Genomic DNA, 19,458 nt, shown 5'->3' with positions numbered 1-19,458 from the left:
CGTTGGCACAGGGAGCGCCGCTGAGGATTTTTATTCTAAACTAAATTTTTTCTAAAGAATAGCTAAATCTTCCCATATTTTATCTATTTTTTTCACGATATCTTGATTTTTTGTTATTGGAATACCCCATTCTCTATCGGTTTCACCGTTCCACTTATTGGTGGCGTCAATCCCCATTTTCGAACCCAGCCCTGCCACCGGCGAGGCAAAATCGAGATAATCAATCGGCGTGTGCTCAATAATGGTGCAATCGCGCGCCGGATCGCTGCGGGTGGTGATCGCCCAAATCACGTCTTTCCAATCGCGTGCATTGACATCGTCATCACACACAATCACAAATTTGGTATACATAAACTGGCGTAAAAACGACCAAATCCCCATCATCACCCGTTTGGCATGCCCCGGATATTGTTTTTTAATCGTCACCACCGCCAAACGGTAGGAACAGCCCTCCGGCGGCAGATAGAAATCGACGATTTCCGGAAATTGCTTTTGCAAAATCGGAATAAACACTTCATTCAACGCCTCGCCCAGCACCGCCGGTTCATCAGGCGGGCGTCCGGTGTAGGTGGAGTGGTAAATCGGGTTTTGCCGCATGGTGATATGGGTCACAGTGAACACCGGAAAATATTCCTGCTCGTTATAATAACCGGTGTGATCGCCGTAAGGACCTTCAAGTGCGGTTTCGTCGGGATCAATATAGCCCTCCAGCACTATTTCCGCTCCTGCCGGCACTTCCAGCTCATTGGAAACCGACTTCACCACTTCGCTTTTGTTGCCGCGTAATAATCCGGCGAAGGCATATTCGGACAGGCTGTCCGGAATCGGCGTGACCGCACTTAGGATAGTCGCCGGATCGGCGCCCAATGCCACCGAAACAGGAAACGGTTCGTTCGGGTGCGCGGCTTTCCATTCCTGAAAATCCAATGCGCCGCCACGGTGCGACAGCCAACGCATAATCAATTTATTTTTGCCGATTAATTGCTGACGATAAATCCCGAGATTTTGCCGTTTTTTATACGGCCCTTTGGTGATGGTCAGCCCCCACGTCAACAACGGCGCAACATCATCGGGCCAGCAGTGCATAATCGGCAGCTTAGTGAGATCGACCTCATCACCCCGCCATACAATCTGCTGGCAATCGGCTTTGCCCAACACTTTGGTCGGCATATTCAGCACTTGCTTAAATTGCGGCAACTTACCGATCAGGTCTTTAAACCCTTTCGGCGGTTCAGGTTCTTTTAAAAATGCCAACAACTTGCCGACATCACGCAGCGCAGTCACCTCTTCCTGCCCCATGCCCAACGCCACCCGCCGTGCCGTGCCGAACAAGTTACACAGCACCGGAATATCATAACCAACCGGATTTTCAAACAACAACGCCGGCCCGCCCAAACGCAAAGTGCGGTCGGCAATCTCGGTCATTTCCAAATGCGGATCAATCGGCTGTGAAATCCGCTTCAACTCGCCTTGTTGTTCCAAGAGGTCAATAAAATCGCGTAGGTTTTTGTATTTCATGGGTATTATCTTTATCAGCGAGGAATTTTTTATAATTCCGTTATTTTATTTTCATGCCCTAAGCACCGTTAAAAAATGGGTGGATAGAGCTGGCGGCAATGTACAATCGTACGAATATAAATTATGTTGTCATTAATGCTATAAACTCCCGATAGCCTCTAGGATAAATTTCTTTAGTACCCAAAACAATGCCAGCTATGCCCATTTCTGGAGAATACGCTAATAAATCAATAGACTTTTTAATATCATCAATTACATTTATCGCACTATAAACACCAACAAATTCGGTAATATTAAACGCAATAAGATCGATATTATCTAACGCCTGCTCAGTATAAATAATATTAAGCACTATGTTTCATTCCTTGCTGCGCTCTTGCAATTGCACTTATCGCACGCTCATAAAATTGCTCAGAGGTAAAAAGACGACCATTTTTGATATCTTCGTCCGATTTTTTAACCTGCTCTGCAACAAATTTTTTATACTCAACTGTTTTATCTTCCATTTTTCACCTTCCTTAAACGGTTATGTGCTTACTCTACCCCTTGCACAATTTTTCGTCAATTCAACTAATGCGCTTCGTCCCAATTATCACCGATACCGACTTCGGCGATCAGCGGGACGCTGAGTCGGGCGGCTTGTTCCATCAGGGTTTTAATCCGCTCGGCGTAGAAATCGACTTTATCCGACCGCACTTCGAACACCAGTTCATCGTGCACTTGCATAATCATTTTGATCTCGTCGCTGTGGCGGATTTCGTTGTCGATCAACAACATTGCGCGTTTGATAATATCCGCTGCCGTGCCTTGCATTGGCGCATTGATGGCTACCCGCTCCGCACCTTTGCGCCGCATGGCGTTGGCGGATTTGATTTCCGGCAGGTATAAACGGCGTTTAAACAGGGTTTCGACAAAGCCTTGCTCGCGCGCTTTTTGCTGAATGTCGCTCATAAAGGTCTGCACCCCCGGATAACGCTGGAAGTAGAGATCGATATATTGCTGTGCCTGTCCGCGCGCAATGCCCAATTGGCGCGCCAAGCCGAAGGCGCTCATGCCGTAGATCAAACCGAAGTTAATCGCTTTGGCGCTACGGCGTTGTTCGCTGGTGACTTGATCCAACGCCACGCCGAAAATCTCGGCGGCAGTGGCGCGGTGAATATCTTGTCCGTCGGCAAAGGCGTGATTCAAACCGACATCGTTCGACAAATGCGCCATAATCCGCAATTCGATTTGCGAATAGTCGGCGGCGATGATTTTATTGCCCTCGGCGGCGATAAAGGCTTTGCGAATGCGCCGCCCTTCTTCGGTGCGAATCGGGATATTTTGCAGATTCGGATCGCTCGACGACAAACGCCCGGTAATCGTCACCGCTTGGTGATAGGAGGTGTGCACCCGTCCGCTGTGTTTGTCCACCATCAACGGCAGTTTGTCGGTGTAGGTCGATTTCAGTTTGCTCAGCCCGCGATGTTCCACCAACAATTTCGGCAAGGCGTGTTCATACGCCAATTCTTCCAACACTTCTTCATTGGTCGAAGGCGCGCCTTTCGGGGTTTTCTTCAACACCGGCAAACCGAGCTTATCAAATAAAATCGCTTGCAACTGTTTGGTGGAAGCCAAGTTAAACGGCTCACCGGCAAGTTCGTGCGCCTGTTGTTCCAATTGCAATAAACGGTTGGCAATTTCGCCGGATTGTTGCAATAACAAATCAGAATCAAGCAACACCCCGTTGCGTTCAATCCGTGATAACACCGACAACAACGGCATTTCCAGTTGCTGAAACAGTTCGACTAAGGTCGGTTCGGCTTGCAGTTTCCGCCATAAGGTTTGGTGCAGTTTCATGGTGACATCGGCATCTTCCGCCGCATATTCCGCCGCTTGCTCGATTGGAATTTGATCAAACGTCAGTTGATTTTTGCCCTTGCCCGCCACGTCCTCAAAACTAATCGTGCCGTGCCCCAAATAGCGCTGCGCCAAGTCGTCCATATTGTGCCGTCCGGTGCTGTCGAGGGTGTAGGATTCGAGCATGGTGTCGTAGGCAATCCCCTGCAACTGAATGCCGTGACGGATAAAGATGGTTTCATCATATTTGATATTCTGTCCGACTTTTTGAATCTTCGGATTTTCCAATATCGGTTTTAAGGCGGCAAGTGCGGTCTGTAAATCCAGTTGCGGCGGCACGTCTAAATAACGGTGTTGCAACGGCAAATACGCCGCTTCGCCGTTGGTTAAAGCAAAGGAAATCCCGACCAGATTGGCTTGCATATAATTCAGGCTGTCGGTTTCGGTATCCAGCGCAATCAAATCCGCCGCCGCCAATTTGTCTAACCAGGCGGCGAAATCGGCTTGGTTCAGAATGGTTTGATATAAAGTGCGGTCAATCCGCACCGCTTTGATCGGGGCGGTAACCGCACTTTCGCTGGTCGTTGCCGTAGCTTGGTAACCGTTAAAACGCGTTGCCGATAATTCTGCCGCAGTGACCGAACTTGAACCGTTTTGCAAGATTTCATTCAACCAACGTTTAAATTCATAACGCCCGAACGCTTCGATCAGCTCGTCGGTTTGCGCCGCTTGCATGGTCAATTGGTCGTAAGACAGCTCCAGTTCAACGTCGGTTTTAATCGTGGCAAGCAGATAGGAAAGATCCGCCATCGCTTTGGCTTCGGCTAATTTATCGCCCAGCTTTTTCGCGCCGCGAATCGGCAGATCCGCCACCTGATCCAAGTTGGCATAAATCTGCCGCATACTGCCAATGCCTTGCAACAGCCCAAGTGCGGTTTTCTCGCCCACTCCAGCCACACCGGGGATATTGTCCGAACTGTCGCCGCGCAACGCCAGATAATCAATGATCAATTCCGGCGGAATGCCGTATTTTTCCACCACGCCCTCGCGATCCAACAAGGTGTTGTTCATGGTGTTGATCAACATGATGTTATCGTCCACCAACTGCGCCATATCTTTATCGCCGGTGCTGATCAGCACTTTCTGACCGCACTTTGACGCGCGAACGGCAAGTGTGCCGATCACATCGTCCGCTTCCACGCCGTCAATCACCAATAACGGAATGCCCAACGCCTTAATCATGTTGTGCAACGGCTGAATCTGCTTGCGCAAATCGTCCGGCATCGGCGGGCGGTGCGATTTATATTGCTCGAACAGTTCATCACGAAAGGTCTTGCCTTTGGCGTCAAACACCACCGCCAAATAGCGCGGATTGGCTTGCGCAATCAGGCTTTTCAGCATATTCAACACCCCATACATCGCCCCCGTCGGCTCGCCGAGCGAGTTGCTCAACGGGGGAAAGGCGTGAAAGGCACGGTAAAGATAAGAAGACCCGTCCACAAGAACAAGGGCGTTATCGGCAATTTTAGCTGTCATAAATGGTCACTTTTTTAATGGATGAAGTTGGAGGGTATTGTAGCAAAAGTGCGGTTTGAAGTGCGGATTAAATTATCACTCACTGCAATCAAACCGCTCCCCCCCGCAATACACCGTTGCGCGATTTTCACGCGCAAAGCCGACGAGGGAGAGGTTGTGTTGTGCGGCGAGGTTGACGGCGAAGTCGGTGCCGGCGGAAACGGCGATTAGGATTTCAATGCCGCAGGCGACGCTTTTTTGCACCATTTCGTAACTGGCGCGGCTGGTGACCAACACGAAGCCTTGCAGTTTCTCGCGATTCTGACCGCACTTTTGTTTTTGTCGTGCGTGCCAGCCGAGCAGTTTGTCAAGGGCGACATGGCGTCCGACATCTTCGCGGATTGCCAGCAGTTCGCCGTCTAAATTGAAGAACGCGGCGGCATGGGTGGCGCCGCTTTGCTGAGCCAGTTGTTGCGCTTGTTGCAGTTGTTGCAGGCAGCCGTTGAGTTTGCTCAAATCAAATTGTAACGTGTGCTCAAGTGCGGTTAGCGGGCGCGTGACCTGTTGCAACTGTTCCACGCCGCACAAACCGCAGCCGGTGCGCCCTGCCAGCGTACGCCGTTTTTGTTTTAACGCCATAAAACAGCGGCTTGCCATCTCGATTTGCACTTCAATGCCGTTGCGAACATTGACGACATCAAGGGAATAAATATCGCTTGCTTGGTCGATAATCCCTTCCGCGAGGGAAAAACCGAGCGCAAAATCCGCCAAATCCGCCGGACTGCACATCATGACGGTATGTGCTATGCCGTTATACACCAACGCAACCGGCACTTCCGTCGCCAACCAATCGCTTTTGCGCCCGAAGTGCGGTTGTCGCTCGTCCGATTCGCCATTCGGCATGAATACACTTACGCTTCTTGTTTTTAATGTTAACAAAGTCTTTTCCTTTAATCAAAAATAGGTAAATTTTTATAATTCTGACGCAGTTCACAAAAATAGCGGAATATCTTCTTGATCTAGATTATATAAAATACGTTTGCCTGTTGCGTCGGATTTTGAACAGGAGTAAGCTAGCGAATGAATGTAACGTATTTTACATTTTTGTTACAACCCTAAAACTAACTTTTTTATTTTACTCTAAATCTCACAATCTTGAGAGGTTCTTATGCAACTCAGCAGAAGAAAATTCTTCAAAGTTTGTGCAAGTGGCATGGCGGGAACCACCGCTGCCGCATTAGGTTTTGCACCGGCAAGCGCACTGGCTGCGCCGCGCTCGTACAAACTGTTGCGTGCACGTGAAACCCGTAATACTTGTACTTACTGTGCCGTCGGCTGCGGTATGCTACTCTATAGCGTAGGTGACGGAGCAATGAACGCCCGTGAAAAACTGATTCATATTGAAGGCGATGCCGATCATCCGGTCAGCCGCGGAGCCCTTTGTCCGAAAGGTGCGGGCGCATTGGATTATGTCAACAGCGAACGCCGCGTTCAATATCCTGAATACCGCGCCCCGGGGGCGAAAGAGTGGAAACGTATCAGTTGGCACGAAGCCTATGAGCGTATTGCCCGTTTGATGAAAGACGACCGCGACGCCAATTTCATTCCGACTAACGGCGACGGCTTGCCGGTCAATCGTTGGGTTTCCACCGGGATGTTGATGGCTTCCGCGTCCAGCAACGAAACCGGTTTGTTAAGCCAAAAATGGGCGCGTGCGCTCGGTATGGTGCCAATCAACAACCAAGCGAGTATCTGACACGGACCAACGGTAGCAAGTCTTGCTCCATCATTTGGTCGCGGTGCCATGACAAACCACTGGGTTGATATCGCCAATTCCGATTTAGTCATCGTAATGGGTGGTAATGCCGCCGAAGCACATCCCGTCGGCTTCCGTTGGGTTATCGAAGCGAAAAAACGCCGTGGTGCGAAGTTAATGGTGGTTGATCCACGCTTTAACCGTACTGCCTCGGTGGCGGATTTCTATTCGCCGATTCGTTCCGGTACCGATATCGCGTTCTTATCCGGTGTTATTCACTATCTGTTAAGCAACGATAAAATCCAACACGAATACGTTCAACAATATACCAACGCCAGTTATTTGGTGGCGGAGGGTTTTGGTTTTGAAGACGGCTTGTTCAGCGGTTACGATGAAGAAAAACGCCAATATGACAAGTCCACTTGGAATTACCAATTTGACGAAAACGGTTTCGCCAAACAAGATCTGACATTGCAAGATCCGCGTTGTGTGATCAATGTGCTGAAAGAGCACGTTTCCCGCTATACGCCGGAAATGGTCGAACGGATCTGTGGTTCGAAACAGAAGGATTTCTTACACTTCTGTGAAGAATTGGCGAAAACAGCCGCCAAAGATAAAAATGCCACCTTTATGTATGCGCTGGGTTGGACGCAACATACTGTCGGCTCGCAAAATATCCGTACCATGGCGATGATCCAGTTACTACTGGGTAATATCGGTGTGTCCGGCGGCGGTGTAAATGCGTTGCGCGGTCACTCCAACGTACAAGGGATTACCGATCTCGGCTTATTCCCGAATATGTTAACCGGTTATATACCGTTGCCGACGGACAAAGACACCAGTCTAGAGGTGTTCCTGAATCGGATTACCCCGAAACTGACCCAAAAAGATCAGGTCAACTATTGGAAAAATACGCCGAAATTCTTTATCAGCTTGCTGAAAACCTTCTATGGGGATAAAGCGACTGCGGATAACGAGTTCGGTTACCACTTCCTGCCGAAAATCGACGGCGCGTATGACCATTTCCGTTATATCGATATGATGTACGAGGGCAAAGTCAACGGTTATCTGTGCCAAGGCTTCAACCCGATTGCGTCGTATCCGAACCGCGCGAAAATGACGACGGCGTTAAGCAAATTAAAATACTTGGTGATCATGGATCCGCTGAAAACCGACACCTCGGATTTCTGGCAAAACTACGGCGAATACAATGATGTGGATACCGAATCCATTCAAACCGAAGTATTCCGCCTGCCGACCACCTGTTTCACCGAAGAAGACGGCTCGATTGCCAACTCCGGCCGCTGGTTGCAGTGGCACTGGAAAGGCAATGACCAACCGCAGGAAGCCAAACCGGATGTGGAAATTCTGTCCGAATTGCGCGAACACTTGCTGCACTTGTATGAAAAAGAGGGCGGTCAGGGAATCGAGCAGCTCAATGCAATGCAGTGGAATTACCGCAATCCGTTAGAGCCGCGTGCGGAAGAATTGGCGAAAGAGAATAACGGTTATGCATTAGCCGATTTGTTGGACGAAAACGGCAATGTAGTGGTGAAAAAAGGCGAACTGTTGTCGAGCTTTGCCCAGTTGCGTGATGACGGCACAACCTCTTCCGGTTGCTGGATTTACACCGGTCAATGGACGGAAAAAGGCAATATGATGGCGCGCCGTGATAATTCCGATCCGTCAGGCTTGGGCAACACCCTGAACTGGGCGTTCGCATGGCCGTTGAACCGTCGGATTATCTACAACCGTGCTTCCGCCGACCGCCAAGGCAATCCGTGGGATCCAACCCGCCAATTGGTAAAATGGAACGGTAAAAACTGGAACTATACCGATGTCGCCGACTACACCACTGCCCCTCCGGGCAGCGATGTATTGCCGTTTATCATGCAGCCGGAAGGCGTAAGCCGTTTGTTTGCGATTGATAAAATGGCGGAAGGTCCGTTCCCTGAGCATTATGAACCGATCGAAAGCCCGATTGGCACTAACCCGCTGCACCCGAACGTGATTCACAACCCGGCGGCGCGGATTTTGCCAAACGACCAGAAAACCATGGGTAATGCCAGTGAGTTCCCTTATGTGGCAACTACTTACCGCTTAACCGAGCATTTCCACTACTGGACCAAAAATGCGCTGTTAAACGTTATCGCACAACCTGAACAATTTATTGAAATCGGCGACGCACTTGCGGCGGAAAAAGGCATTAACCACGGCGATCAAGTGAAAGTGTTCTCGAAACGCGGCTATATCAAAGCCGTTGCCGTGGTCACCAAACGGATTAAAGCACTGGAAGTGGACGGCAAAACCATTCACACCATCGGCGTGCCGATTCACTGGGGCTTTGCCGGCGTGGGCAAAAAAGGCTTCTTTGCCAACAACCTGACCCCGAGTGTCGGTGACGCCAACACGCAAACACCGGAATTTAAAACATTCTTGGTCAACATTGAAAAAGTGACGGAGGCTTAATATGGCAGTTCAAACTCAAGATATTATTAATGCCTCTGCAACTTCAACGCTAACCCCGCCGCCACAAACGCGGGATCATAAAGTGGAAGTGGCAAAGCTGATCGATGTCAGCGCCTGTATCGGCTGTAAAGCCTGTCAGGTGGCGTGTTCCGAATGGAATGATCTGCGTGACACCCCGGGAGTTTGTACCGGGGTTTACGACAATCCGATTGATCTCACCGCCAAATCGTGGACGGTGATGAAATTCAACGAAGTGGAGGAAAACGATCGTCTGGAATGGTTGATCCGCAAAGACGGTTGTATGCACTGTTCGGAGCCGGGCTGTTTAAAAGCTTGCCCGGCACCGGGGGCGATTATCCAATACGCCAACGGTATCGTTGATTTCCAATCGGATAAATGTATCGGTTGCGGTTACTGTATTGCCGGCTGTCCGTTCAATATTCCGCGTATCAACAAGGAAGACAACCGTGCTTACAAATGTACGCTGTGTTCTGATCGGGTGAATGTGGGGCAAGAACCGGCGTGCGTCAAAACCTGTCCGACCGGGGCGATTCACTTTGGCAGCAAAGCGGCAATGCAGCAATATGCCGAAACCCGAGTGAAAGATCTGAAATCGCGCGGTTATGAAAACGCCGGTTTATACGATCCGCAAGGGGTCGGCGGTACGCACGTGATGTATGTGCTGCACCATGCCGACAAACCGGAGTTGTATTCAGGCTTGCCGAAAGATCCGTCCATCAGTCCGGTGGTCGGTTTATGGAAAGGCATTCTGAAACCATTGGCAGGGATGGCAATGGGCGCGTTGGCAATCGCCTCCGCCGCTCACTACATCGGTATCGGTCCGAACACCGAAGAAGACGATGATGACATCCAAAAACCGCTTGATCCACACGGAAAAGGAGAATAATGATGGTTGATTTAAACAGAAAAGTTATTCGCCATAACCTGAAAGAGCGGTTGAGCCACTGGTTGTTAGTGTTGTGTTTCTTTATGACCGCACTTTCCGGCTTATCGTTTTTCTTTGCCGACTTTGCTTGGATTGCGGAAGTGTTAGGCACCCCGCAACTGGCGCGGGTATTACACCCGTTCACCGGTTTAGTGATGGTTGCCGCTTTTGCCATTCTGGCTAAACACTATTGGCGCGATAACCTGATCGAAAAAGGCGATTGGCAATGGCTGTTCAATGTGGTTGAAGTGCTGAAAGGCAACGAGCACCACGTGGCGGATGTCGGTCACTATAATATGGGACAAAAATTACTGTTCTGGACGTTGATTATGGCATTAGTCATTTTATTGACGACCGGCATTATTATTTGGCGCCCGTATTTTGCCGAAAATTTCTCGATTCCGGTGATTCGTATCGCTTTATTGTTGCACGCCACCAGCGCAATCGCACTGATCCTCGGCATTATGGTGCATATCTATATGGCGATTTGGGTGCGCGGTTCCATCACCGGTATGGTGGAAGGCTGGGTTACCGCACGCTGGGCGAAAAAACACCACCCGCGTTGGTTCCGTGAATCCATTCTGCCGGAATTGCAAAAAGAAGAACGCCAAGAAAAACAAGAGCATAAAGAATGAGTATTCGCATCTTAGCGGAAAGCGAAATCAAACAGGCAGCGGCGGGGTTTTTTGCCCCACCGCTTCTTTTCGCCAATCCGAAAAACCTATACCAACGCCGTGCAGCGCGCTTGCGCAAGTTGAGTGAAAATCACCCGCTGCAGGATTATCTGCGCTTCTGCGCCAATATCGCCGCGGCACAACTGGATTTGCTGCAAAATGCGCCGCTTGCCATCGATTCCCGCCTAAGTGCGGTCAAAGACAATGCGGCATTGCTCAGTCAGCAGCCATTGCATTGGAAAAATTGGCAACGTGATCCGGTGTGGATCAGCTTGTTACAACAGCTGTTGCAACAACTTAAACCGAACGCCAACGACACGATTCTGGCAAGTATCGAGTGGTTGGAAAAAGCGTCTGACAGTGAATTGGAAAGCTTGGCGGATCAACTGCTGCGCGACAATTTTCTGCCGAATCAAAGCGACAAAGCGATTTTCTTATGGGCGGCACTATCGCTGTATTGGACGCAACTGGTGCAGCAAATTCCGCACCATGCCAAAACCGAACTCGGTGAAAACCGCCAATTCTGCCCGGTGTGCGGTTCCGCCCCGGTCGCAAGCATGATCCACATCGGCGAAGCACAAGGTACGCGCTATCTGCACTGTTCCTTATGCGAAAGCGAATGGCATATGGTGCGGGTGAAATGCAGCAACTGCGAACAAGGCGGCAAGCTCAACTATTGGGCGTTAGACAGCGAAAACGCGATCAAAAGCGAAAGTTGTGACGACTGCCACAGCTATCTGAAAGCGCTATATCAGGATAAAAACCCGGATGTCGAAGCGATTGCCGATGACCTTGCCAGTTTCTTCTTAGATGACGAGATGGAAAAAATGGGTTACGCCAAAAGTGCGGTCAATCCGTTTTTATTTCCGTCGGAATAGCCATTGATAGACAATCAAAGCAACAGGGTGGAATTAAATCCACCCTGTTTTTTACTAGCCGTTTGCAACCGCACTTTTCGCTTTCAAAAACCGCTGCGCACATTCCGACGCGGCAATCAGCCCGCCTGCCATCATGATAATATCTTTTAAAATCAGCCGCCCTGCGCCGGAGAGGTAAGGGAAGCCGTAATTCGGGGTAGGCAGATCACCACCGAGATTAGGAACGTAGGTTTCCGGCGTGGTGATCAAAAATGAGAGGGTGACGATTGACATGCCAAACGTGAGCAAGCCGCCCGCCATGCCGGTGGTCGGATTCCAAATTCCCGACAGCGTCAGCAAACCGATCGTGACAATCACCGCCCCCAAGCCGTAAGAGAACGGATAAGTACCGTTTTGCTTATGCCAATCAATATTTTTTTGTACCATCTTCCCTTCCGGGTTTTTGTACAAAGTATATTCTTTCACCAATACGCCGTTGTCGTTTTCCACCATTTTTTGGCTGTCTTTATAGAAGAAACTCATAAACGGACTGTTGGCAACAAAATGCACAATACCGTCCGCTTCATACTGAAACGCCTTCAACCCCCCGATCCAAAGCATGACAATACAAATCGCGATACGGATAAAATTAATGAAAATGCGCTGTTTAGTGGCAAGAAACGCTGCTGCCAGATGTATGACATTCGTACTCATATTAACCTCATTATTATAGTAAAATGGTGTGCTACCCTAAAATACACACGACATAAGTTGATATTTTCAGTTTAAAATATCAAATGCAATTTATTCTCATTTGCAATAAATTGGCATGGCAAATAAGAGCAAACTTTGGGCTATAAAGTCTCAAATCCCGCATAACGTGAACCCAACACCAACTTATGCAATAAAAAACGGCGTTCAAGCCGCCCTGAACGCCGTTATTCGAAAAATGTGAGGCTATTTTCCGCCTATTTCATCAGTCACCTGACCATAGATCATCATGGTAAATACCACTGTGCCGCCCAAAATATTGCCAAGTGCGGTCGGGGCGAGAAAGGTGACAAAATAGTCATATAAATCGGCTTCGCCCTGAATCACCAAATACGCCATTTCCGCCGAACCGACCACCACATGAGTGAAATCCCCCAAGGCGATCAAATAAATAAAGAAAAAAATCATCACGAACTTGCCGTTGCCGACCGTTGGCATCATCCACACCACCGAAGCAATTAAAATGCCCGCCGGAATACCACGCAAAATATTATCGCTTACCGACATTCCCGCCACATGACGGGCGATGTCTTTCATTGCGATCACAAACTCCGGATTAAACACATGATCATTTTGTAAAAATAAAGCCGCTAAAGTGGTTCCGATCAAGTTGGCGCCGAATACCGTGCCCCATAACTTCGCCACCGCCAACAATTTTCTTAAGCTCAGTGGGTTGAATAACGGTACCACCGTCGTAATGGTATTTTCGGTAAACAACTGCATACGCCCCAAAATCACCAGCAAAAATCCCACGGTATAGCCCATGTTCGTGACCAATGGCGCCCAAGGTTCATCCGGGGTATAGGCGGTAAATACCGCTTTAAAAATAAATGAAAACGTGATCACCAAGCCGGCGGTAATGCCGGAAAAAAGCAACGCTTTGCTTGGGCGTGACAACTCTTCAATCCCGTCTTGGCGGATAATTTCATACAACAAACGCGGGCTTAAACGCTCATGTTCCTCCACCGCCATGCGATCGCGATAGGATAATTTGCTGCCGTTTAATTCTGATTTCATTGTTCCTCCTGTGCAGAATATTTTTTAAACAAAATGTTAAAAAACGCCGCAACTATAACATAAACCGTTAACAAATAAAAAATAGCATCGCCGGCTGACCAAACCGCACTTAAGCGCGGCAAGCGGAATTGCACCTATTAAATCGTCGCCAAATAGCATATAATTTGCCCTTTTATAGTCAATTTAGAATCGGTTATTTAGAATGTTTGAAATCAATCCCGTAAAAAATCAAATCAGCGATCTCAGCGAACGTACTGCGGTGCTTCGGGGGTATCTTTGACTTCGACGGAAAAGTCGAACGTTTGGAAGAGGTGAACGCCGAATTAGAGCAGCCCGATGTGTGGAACGAGCCGGAAAAAGCGCAAGCGCTAGGCAAAGAGCGCTCGGCGTTGGAAGCGGTGGTGGAAACAATCCGCACGTTGGATCAAGGCTTGCAAGATGCCGAGGGTTTATTGGAATTGGCGGTGGAAGCCGAGGATCAAGACACCTTTGACGAAGCGGTTGCCGAGCTGCAAGAGCTGGAAGCCAAATTAGCGCAACTGGAATTCCGCCGTATGTTCGGCGGCGAACACGACAGCGCCGATTGCTATGTCGATTTGCAGGCCGGTTCGGGCGGCACCGAAGCACAGGATTGGACCGAAATGCTGGTGCGGATGTACCTGCGTTGGGCGGAAAGCAAAGGCTTTAAAACCGAGCTGATGGAAGCTTCCGACGGCGATGTCGCCGGGATTAAATCCGCCACCATTCGGGTCAGCGGCGAATACGCCTTCGGCTGGCTGCGCACCGAAACCGGTATCCACCGCTTGGTGCGCAAAAGCCCGTTTGATTCCAACAACCGCCGCCACACTTCGTTCAGTGCGGTATTCGTCTATCCCGAAATCGACGACGATATCGACATCGACATCAATCCGGCGGACTTGCGCATTGATGTTTACCGCGCCTCCGGTGCGGGCGGGCAGCACGTCAATAGAACCGAAAGTGCGGTGCGGATTACCCATATTCCAAGCGGAATCGTGGTGCAGTGTCAGAACGACCGCTCGCAGCACAAGAATAAAGATCAGTGTATGAAGCAGTTGAAAGCCAAGTTGTACGAAATGGAACTGCAAAAGAAAAACGCCGAAAAACAAGCGATGGAAGACAGCAAATCCGACATCGGCTGGGGCAGCCAAATCCGCTCCTATGTGTTGGACGACGCACGGATTAAAGACTTGCGCACCGGCATTGAAAATCGCAACACCCAAGCGGTGTTGGACGGCGATTTGGACAAATTTATTGAAGCCAGCTTAAAAGCCGGTTTGTAAGCCAATATTGAAATAACCCTAAGGAATACACATTATGTCAGAACAACAACTTCCGGAACTGGATCTGCACGGAGAAATGTTGGTGCGTCGCGAAAAACTGACCGCACTTCGCCAACAAGGCAACCCGTTCCCTAACGATTTCCGCCGTGAGCACTTGGCGCAAGATCTGCACAATCAATATGAAAACCAAGACGGCGAAACGTTAAAAGCGCAAGAAATCGCGGTCAGCGTTGCCGGACGGATCATGACCCGGCGTAAAATGGGCAAAGCCAGTTTTATCACCTTACAAGATATGAGCGGCAAAATTCAGTTGTATGTGGCGCGCGATCTGCTGGCGGAAGGCGAATATGCAAGCCTGATGTCGCTGTTGGATTTGGGCGATATCATCGGCGCAAAAGGCACGCTGTTTAAAACCAAAACCGGCGAGCTGACCGTGCGCTGTACCGCACTTGAGCTGCTGACCAAAGCGCTGCGCCCGTTGCCGGATAAATTCCACGGCTTGAGCGATCAGGAAACGCGCTACCGCCAACGTTATTTGGATTTAATCAGCAACGACGATTCCCGTCGTGCGTTTGTGATTCGTTCCAAAGTGATCAGCGGTATCCGCCAATTCTTCCTCGATAAAGGCTTTATGGAAGTGGAAACCCCAATGCTGCAAGTGATCCCGGGCGGCGCGGCGGCGCGTCCGTTCGTCACCCATCACAACGCCTTAGACATTGATATGTATCTGCGGATTGCGCCGGAATTGTATCTGAAACGCTTAGTGGTCGGTGGCTTTGAGCGCGTATTCGAGCTGAACCGCAACTTCCGCAACGAAGGCGTTTCCGTGCGCCATAATCCGGAATTCACCATGTTGGAATACTACCAAGCCTACGCCGATTATCACGATTTGATGGACAACACCGAAGAACTGTTGCGCAAACTGGCATTGGATATTCTCGGCACAACCCGCGTACCGTACGGCGAATACACTTTCGATTTCGGCAAACCGTTCGAACGTTTAACCATGACCGAAGCAATTTTGAAATACGGCGACAATATCCAGCCTGAACAGCTGCAAGATTTCGTCCAAGCCAAAGCGTTAGCCGAAAAATTAGGGATTGAAGTACAAAAATCATGGGGTTTAGGCAGCGTGATTAACGCGATTTTCGAAGAAGTGGCGGAACACCATCTGATTCAACCGACGTTCTTAATGGCGCACCCGGCGGAAATCTCACCATTGGCACGGCGTAACGATGAAAATCCGGACGTAACCGACCGTTTCGAGCTGTTTATCGGCGGACGCGAAATCGGCAACGGTTTCTCGGAACTCAATGACGCCGAAGACCAAAACGCGCGCTTTGACGCACAAGTCGCCGCCAAAGAAGCGGGTGATGACGAAGCGATGTTCAAAGACGAAGACTTCGTGACCGCACTTGAACACGGCTTGCCGCCGACCGCCGGCGAAGGGTTGGGTATCGACCGCCTCGCGATGATCTTCTCCAACTCGCCGTCAATCCGCGATGTGATTCTGTTCCCGGCGATGAGACAACACAAAGATTAATTGCGCTTTATTCGTTTTAGCCGCTGTGATTGTCTGATCACAGCGGCTTTTTATCGGCTCTTTTCACGCGGCGGCAAGAGCGTCGCTATTCATTTTTGCCGTAAAAATAACACGCTTGGTAAGGTTTTAAAGTTAGCGGTGTTGATAGCGGAATATCGGTCGGTTCATTGCTTAATAGTAACTGCCATGAACCTTGTAACAAGGCGGGATCAAGCCGGATTGGTTGCCGTTGCTCCGTCAAATTCGCCATCACCAACAAGCGGTTTTTGCCGTCGTTGCGTAGATATTGCCAACAATGCGGATTGGCAGGGTCGAGATCCTGATAATCACCATCGGTAAACACGGCATATTGCTTGCGTAATCGAATCAATTTTTGATAGAAATAAAAGACGGATTCAGGATCTTGCAATGCCGCTTGGGCATTGATCTGCGGATAATTGGCGGCGACTTCGATCCACGGTGTGCCTTGAGTAAAGCCGGCGTGCGCCGAATTATCCCATTGCATTGGGGTGCGTCCATTATCACGGGATTTTTGCCCTAAAATTTGCAAAATTTCCACCGCACTTTTGCCTTGGGCGCGCAAGGCTTTATACGCATTCAGGCTTTCCACGTCGCGATATTGTTCAATACGCTCAAAATGCGGATTGGTCATGCCCAGCTCCTCGCCTTGGTAAATATAGGGCGTGCCTTGTAAGCCATGCAACACCATCGCCCATAATTTAGCGGATAACGCGCTATCGTCGCCAAAACGAGAAACAATGCGCGGTTGGTCATGATTACAGAAAAACAGTGCGTTCCAGGCTTTATTGTGCATGCCTTGCTGCCAATAATTGAAAATCTGTTTTAATTCCACAAAATCAGGTGCTGCAAATGTCCACTTTTCACCGTTCGGATAATCCACTTTGAGATGGTGGAAATTAAACGTCATGGATAGCTCCGTACCCTCTAAATTGGCATATTGCTGACAATGTTCTAATTGGGTCGAAGACATTTCGCCCACGCTCATTAATCCATAAGGCGTGAGGGCTTTTCGGTTTAATTCTTGCAAAAATTGGTGGATTTTCGGCCCGTCGGTATAAAAACGGCGGCCGTCGCCTTGGCAATCATCTTCAAACACCTCAGGTTTGGAAATCAGATTGACCACATCCAAACGCAAACCGTCAATGCCTTTTTCTGACCAAAAACGGCAGATTTGATATAACTCTTCGCGTAATTGCGGGTTTTCCCAATTGAGATCCGCTTGTTCATCGGTAAACAGATGCAAATAATATTTACCCGCCTTGTCCGACCACTTCCACGCATTACCGCCGAATTTTGATTGCCAGTTAGTCGGTTGCTCTCGCCAAATATAAAAATCATGGTAAGGACTGTTCGGATCTTCCCCCTGTTTAAACCATTCATGTTCGGTTGATGAGTGGTTAAAGACCATGTCCATCACAATACGGATATTGCGTCGGTGGGCTTGTTCAATCAGTTGCTCGAAATCCGCCATCGTGCCATAACTGGGATCGATCTCACGGTAATTGGCAATATCATAGCCATTATCGACTTGCGGCGACACATACATAGGGGTAATCCAAATGCCATCCACCCCTAAGGTTTGCAAATAATCCAGTCGCCGAATAATACCTTGAATATCGCCGCTGCCTGAGCCTGTGGTATCTTGGAAACTTTTAGGATAAATTTGGTAAATAACGCCTTGTTTCCACCACTGCGTTTGCGTTGTCCGTCGCACTAGAGTTCTCCTTTAACCGCTTTACGTTTATAAACGATCATGGTTAATACCAGCGGAACGACAATCGCCACCAGCATTGCTACGCTAAAGGTTGCCCAATAAGGCAATTGGATAGAGAGGATACCGGGCAAACCGCCCACGCCGATAGAACTGGCAAGCACACCGGCAAAGCCACAAATCAGGGCGGCGCAGGCAGAACCGATCATGGCGCACAGCATAGGAAAGCGGTATTTCATATTGATCCCATACATCGCCGGCTCGGTGACGCCGAGATAAGCCGATATTGCCGCCGGAACGGAAATTTCACGTTCATTGGCTTTTTTGCTGATCAACACAATCCCCAATACGGCGGAAGCTTGCGCAATATTCGACAAGGCAATTAGCGGCCAAACCGGTGTTCCGCCGATATTTTGAATCATCTGCATATCAACCGCCAAGGTAGTTTGATGTACACCGGTGATCACCAACGGCGCATATAAAAAGCCAAATAACGCTGCGCCGATTGGGGCGAAATCACCGGTCATCGCATTGCGTACCACAAAAGCAACGCCGTTGCCGATTTCACGACCGATAGGGCCGATAATGGTATGAGCCAAGAAGACGGCAAGGATAATTGACACCACCGGCACAATCACTAAATTGAGAGAATTCGGTACAATTTTATTCAGGAAACGCTCGATATAAGCCAAAGCCAAGCCCGCCATAATCGCCGGAATCACTTGGGCTTGATAACCGACTTTTTCAATTTGCAGCCAGCCGAAATCCCATGTATCGGGTATTTGCGAACCTAACCCATAAGAATTCATTAATTGCGGCGAAACCAGAGTAATACCCAACACGATCCCTAAAATAGGGGATGTCCCCATTTTACGCGCAATCGACCAACAAATTCCGACAGGTAAAAAATGGAAAATTGCTTCGCCAATCAGCCATAAGAAACTGTGTACGCTATTCCAAAACGGACTGATTTGCACTAACGTTTTGGTGCCGTCATCAAACATGGCAATATCACCGATGACGTTACGGAAACCCAATACCAGACCGCCTGAAATTAACGCCGGTAATAAGGGAATAAAAATATCCGCCATATGGGAGATCAGTTGTTCATACCATTTTTGATTTTGGCGGGCAGCCGCTTTGACTTGCTCTTTATCCACGCTGGCAAGCCCGGTTTTATCCAATAAGATTTTATAGTAATCCGCCACTTCCTGCCCGATCACCACTTGGTATTGCCCGCCGGTGGAGATCACCGCCTTGACCATCGGCAATTCTTCAATCTGTGCCGTTTCTGCTTTTGATTCATCATTCAGCACAAAACGCAAACGCGTAATACAATGGGTCACCGTGGCGATATTATCTCGCCCGCCAATCAGTTGAATAAGTTGAGCCACTAAGTTTGGATCGATTGTTTTTGCCATCGTCATATCCTCGATAAATGATTTGCGAACTATGGTAACAAAATTTAGCCAACTCACAATGGGAACGTTCCCAATTTCAAAAAATATTCTATTTTTGTG

15 protein-coding genes are annotated in these 19,458 nt (G+C 49.1%); 6 read left to right on the top strand and 9 right to left on the bottom strand.

Annotated features, from left to right (window positions below; all coding sequences use genetic code 11):
* Positions 1–51 precede the first annotated feature (51 nt).
* From ubiD to fdhD, 5 genes are all read right to left on the bottom strand, one after another.
* On the bottom strand, positions 52–1,518 hold the full coding sequence (ubiD, locus tag ACQ31U_RS07370; RefSeq protein ID WP_431050750.1) for a 4-hydroxy-3-polyprenylbenzoate decarboxylase: 1,467 nt from the start codon (positions 1,516–1,518) through the stop codon (positions 52–54).
* Positions 1,519–1,639: 121 nt separating this feature from the next.
* Entirely contained in the window at positions 1,640–1,870 is a 231-nt protein-coding gene (locus ACQ31U_RS07365) for a type II toxin-antitoxin system RelE/ParE family toxin (protein ID WP_431050748.1), read from the bottom strand.
* On the bottom strand, positions 1,863–2,024 hold the full coding sequence (locus ACQ31U_RS07360) for a hypothetical protein (RefSeq protein WP_431050746.1): 162 nt from the start codon (positions 2,022–2,024) through the stop codon (positions 1,863–1,865). Before ACQ31U_RS07360 ends, ACQ31U_RS07365 begins: the two co-directional genes overlap by 8 nt.
* Before the next feature lie 64 nt (positions 2,025–2,088).
* Complete coding sequence (gene polA / locus ACQ31U_RS07355) at positions 2,089–4,893, bottom strand: DNA polymerase I (RefSeq protein ID WP_431050744.1); 2,805 nt, start codon at positions 4,891–4,893, stop codon at positions 2,089–2,091.
* 75 nt (positions 4,894–4,968) lie between these two features.
* A complete protein-coding gene (gene fdhD / locus ACQ31U_RS07350; RefSeq protein WP_431054306.1) occupies positions 4,969–5,775 on the bottom strand; it encodes a formate dehydrogenase accessory sulfurtransferase FdhD in 807 nt (268 codons plus the stop codon).
* 265 nt (positions 5,776–6,040) lie between these two features.
* Here fdhD and fdnG point away from each other — a divergent pair, with 265 nt between their 5' ends.
* The 4 genes from fdnG to fdhE are packed head-to-tail and all read left to right on the top strand — an operon-like array spanning position 6,041 to position 11,595.
* Positions 6,041–9,097, top strand: coding sequence for a formate dehydrogenase-N subunit alpha (gene fdnG, locus ACQ31U_RS07345; RefSeq protein ID WP_431050742.1), 3,057 nt, complete (start codon positions 6,041–6,043; stop codon positions 9,095–9,097).
* 1 nt (position 9,098) lies between these two features.
* Positions 9,099–10,004 (top strand): formate dehydrogenase subunit beta, encoded by a 906-nt coding sequence (gene fdxH / locus ACQ31U_RS07340; RefSeq protein WP_431050740.1) that lies wholly within the window; start codon positions 9,099–9,101, stop codon positions 10,002–10,004.
* Positions 10,005–10,006: 2 nt separating this feature from the next.
* Positions 10,007–10,678, top strand: a complete 672-nt coding sequence (locus tag ACQ31U_RS07335; protein ID WP_431054305.1) for a formate dehydrogenase subunit gamma — start codon at positions 10,007–10,009, stop codon at positions 10,676–10,678.
* On the top strand, positions 10,675–11,595 hold the full coding sequence (gene fdhE / locus ACQ31U_RS07330; protein WP_431050738.1) for a formate dehydrogenase accessory protein FdhE: 921 nt from the start codon (positions 10,675–10,677) through the stop codon (positions 11,593–11,595). The genes ACQ31U_RS07335 and fdhE overlap by 4 nt, the downstream gene beginning before the upstream one ends.
* A gap of 54 nt (positions 11,596–11,649) precedes the next feature.
* On the opposite strand, the gene ACQ31U_RS07325 is transcribed toward fdhE, so the two are convergent.
* Complete coding sequence (locus tag ACQ31U_RS07325) at positions 11,650–12,288, bottom strand: DUF417 family protein (RefSeq protein WP_431050736.1); 639 nt, start codon at positions 12,286–12,288, stop codon at positions 11,650–11,652.
* 243 nt (positions 12,289–12,531) lie between these two features.
* The gene (locus tag ACQ31U_RS07320; RefSeq protein ID WP_431050734.1) at positions 12,532–13,362 is read right to left on the bottom strand and encodes a formate/nitrite transporter family protein; all 831 of its coding nucleotides are present in this window, start codon (positions 13,360–13,362) and stop codon (positions 12,532–12,534) included.
* 202 nt (positions 13,363–13,564) lie between these two features.
* On the opposite strand from ACQ31U_RS07320, the gene prfB reads away from it, so the two are divergent.
* Positions 13,565–14,663, top strand: a protein-coding gene (gene prfB, locus ACQ31U_RS07315) for a peptide chain release factor 2 (protein WP_431050732.1) whose coding sequence is annotated in 2 segments (ribosomal slippage) — positions 13,565–13,639 and positions 13,641–14,663 — 1,098 coding nt in all. Because the reading frame shifts where the segments join, the coding sequence is not laid out codon by codon here.
* A 34-nt stretch (positions 14,664–14,697) separates the two neighbouring features.
* Positions 14,698–16,206 (top strand): lysine--tRNA ligase, encoded by a 1,509-nt coding sequence (lysS, locus tag ACQ31U_RS07310; RefSeq protein ID WP_431050730.1) that lies wholly within the window; start codon positions 14,698–14,700, stop codon positions 16,204–16,206.
* A gap of 85 nt (positions 16,207–16,291) precedes the next feature.
* On the opposite strand, the gene treC is transcribed toward lysS, so the two are convergent.
* Positions 16,292–17,941, bottom strand: coding sequence for an alpha,alpha-phosphotrehalase (gene treC / locus ACQ31U_RS07305; RefSeq protein ID WP_431050728.1), 1,650 nt, complete (start codon positions 17,939–17,941; stop codon positions 16,292–16,294).
* Positions 17,941–19,359 carry a PTS trehalose transporter subunit IIBC gene (treB, locus tag ACQ31U_RS07300; protein WP_431050726.1) on the bottom strand — a complete coding sequence of 473 codons (1,419 nt, stop codon included), beginning with the start codon at positions 19,357–19,359 and terminating at the stop codon, positions 17,941–17,943. The genes treC and treB overlap by 1 nt, the downstream gene beginning before the upstream one ends.
* Positions 19,360–19,458: the final 99 nt, after the last annotated feature.

The organism is Testudinibacter sp. TW-1 (assembly GCF_050613185.1).
In the GTDB taxonomy this organism is placed as follows: domain Bacteria; phylum Pseudomonadota; class Gammaproteobacteria; order Enterobacterales; family Pasteurellaceae; genus Chelonobacter.
This window is presented reverse-complemented; position numbering and strand designations above follow the sequence as displayed.

What these genes read in the sequence shown, in the direction of transcription:
- ubiD (WP_431050750.1), bottom strand. Translation starts at nt 1,518, where the DNA reads ATGAAATACAAAAACCTACGCGATTTTATTGACCTCTTGGAACAACAA.
- ACQ31U_RS07360 (WP_431050746.1), bottom strand. Translation starts at nt 2,024, where the DNA reads ATGGAAGATAAAACAGTTGAGTATAAAAAATTTGTTGCAGAGCAGGTT.
- polA (WP_431050744.1), bottom strand. Translation starts at nt 4,893, where the DNA reads ATGACAGCTAAAATTGCCGATAACGCCCTTGTTCTTGTGGACGGGTCT.
- fdhD (WP_431054306.1), bottom strand. Translation starts at nt 5,775, where the DNA reads ATGCCGAATGGCGAATCGGACGAGCGACAACCGCACTTCGGGCGCAAA.
- fdxH (WP_431050740.1), top strand. Translation starts at nt 9,099, where the DNA reads ATGGCAGTTCAAACTCAAGATATTATTAATGCCTCTGCAACTTCAACG.
- ACQ31U_RS07335 (WP_431054305.1), top strand. Translation starts at nt 10,007, where the DNA reads ATGGTTGATTTAAACAGAAAAGTTATTCGCCATAACCTGAAAGAGCGG.
- fdhE (WP_431050738.1), top strand. Translation starts at nt 10,675, where the DNA reads ATGAGTATTCGCATCTTAGCGGAAAGCGAAATCAAACAGGCAGCGGCG.
- ACQ31U_RS07325 (WP_431050736.1), bottom strand. Translation starts at nt 12,288, where the DNA reads ATGAGTACGAATGTCATACATCTGGCAGCAGCGTTTCTTGCCACTAAA.
- ACQ31U_RS07320 (WP_431050734.1), bottom strand. Translation starts at nt 13,362, where the DNA reads ATGAAATCAGAATTAAACGGCAGCAAATTATCCTATCGCGATCGCATG.
- lysS (WP_431050730.1), top strand. Translation starts at nt 14,698, where the DNA reads ATGTCAGAACAACAACTTCCGGAACTGGATCTGCACGGAGAAATGTTG.
- treB (WP_431050726.1), bottom strand. Translation starts at nt 19,359, where the DNA reads ATGGCAAAAACAATCGATCCAAACTTAGTGGCTCAACTTATTCAACTG.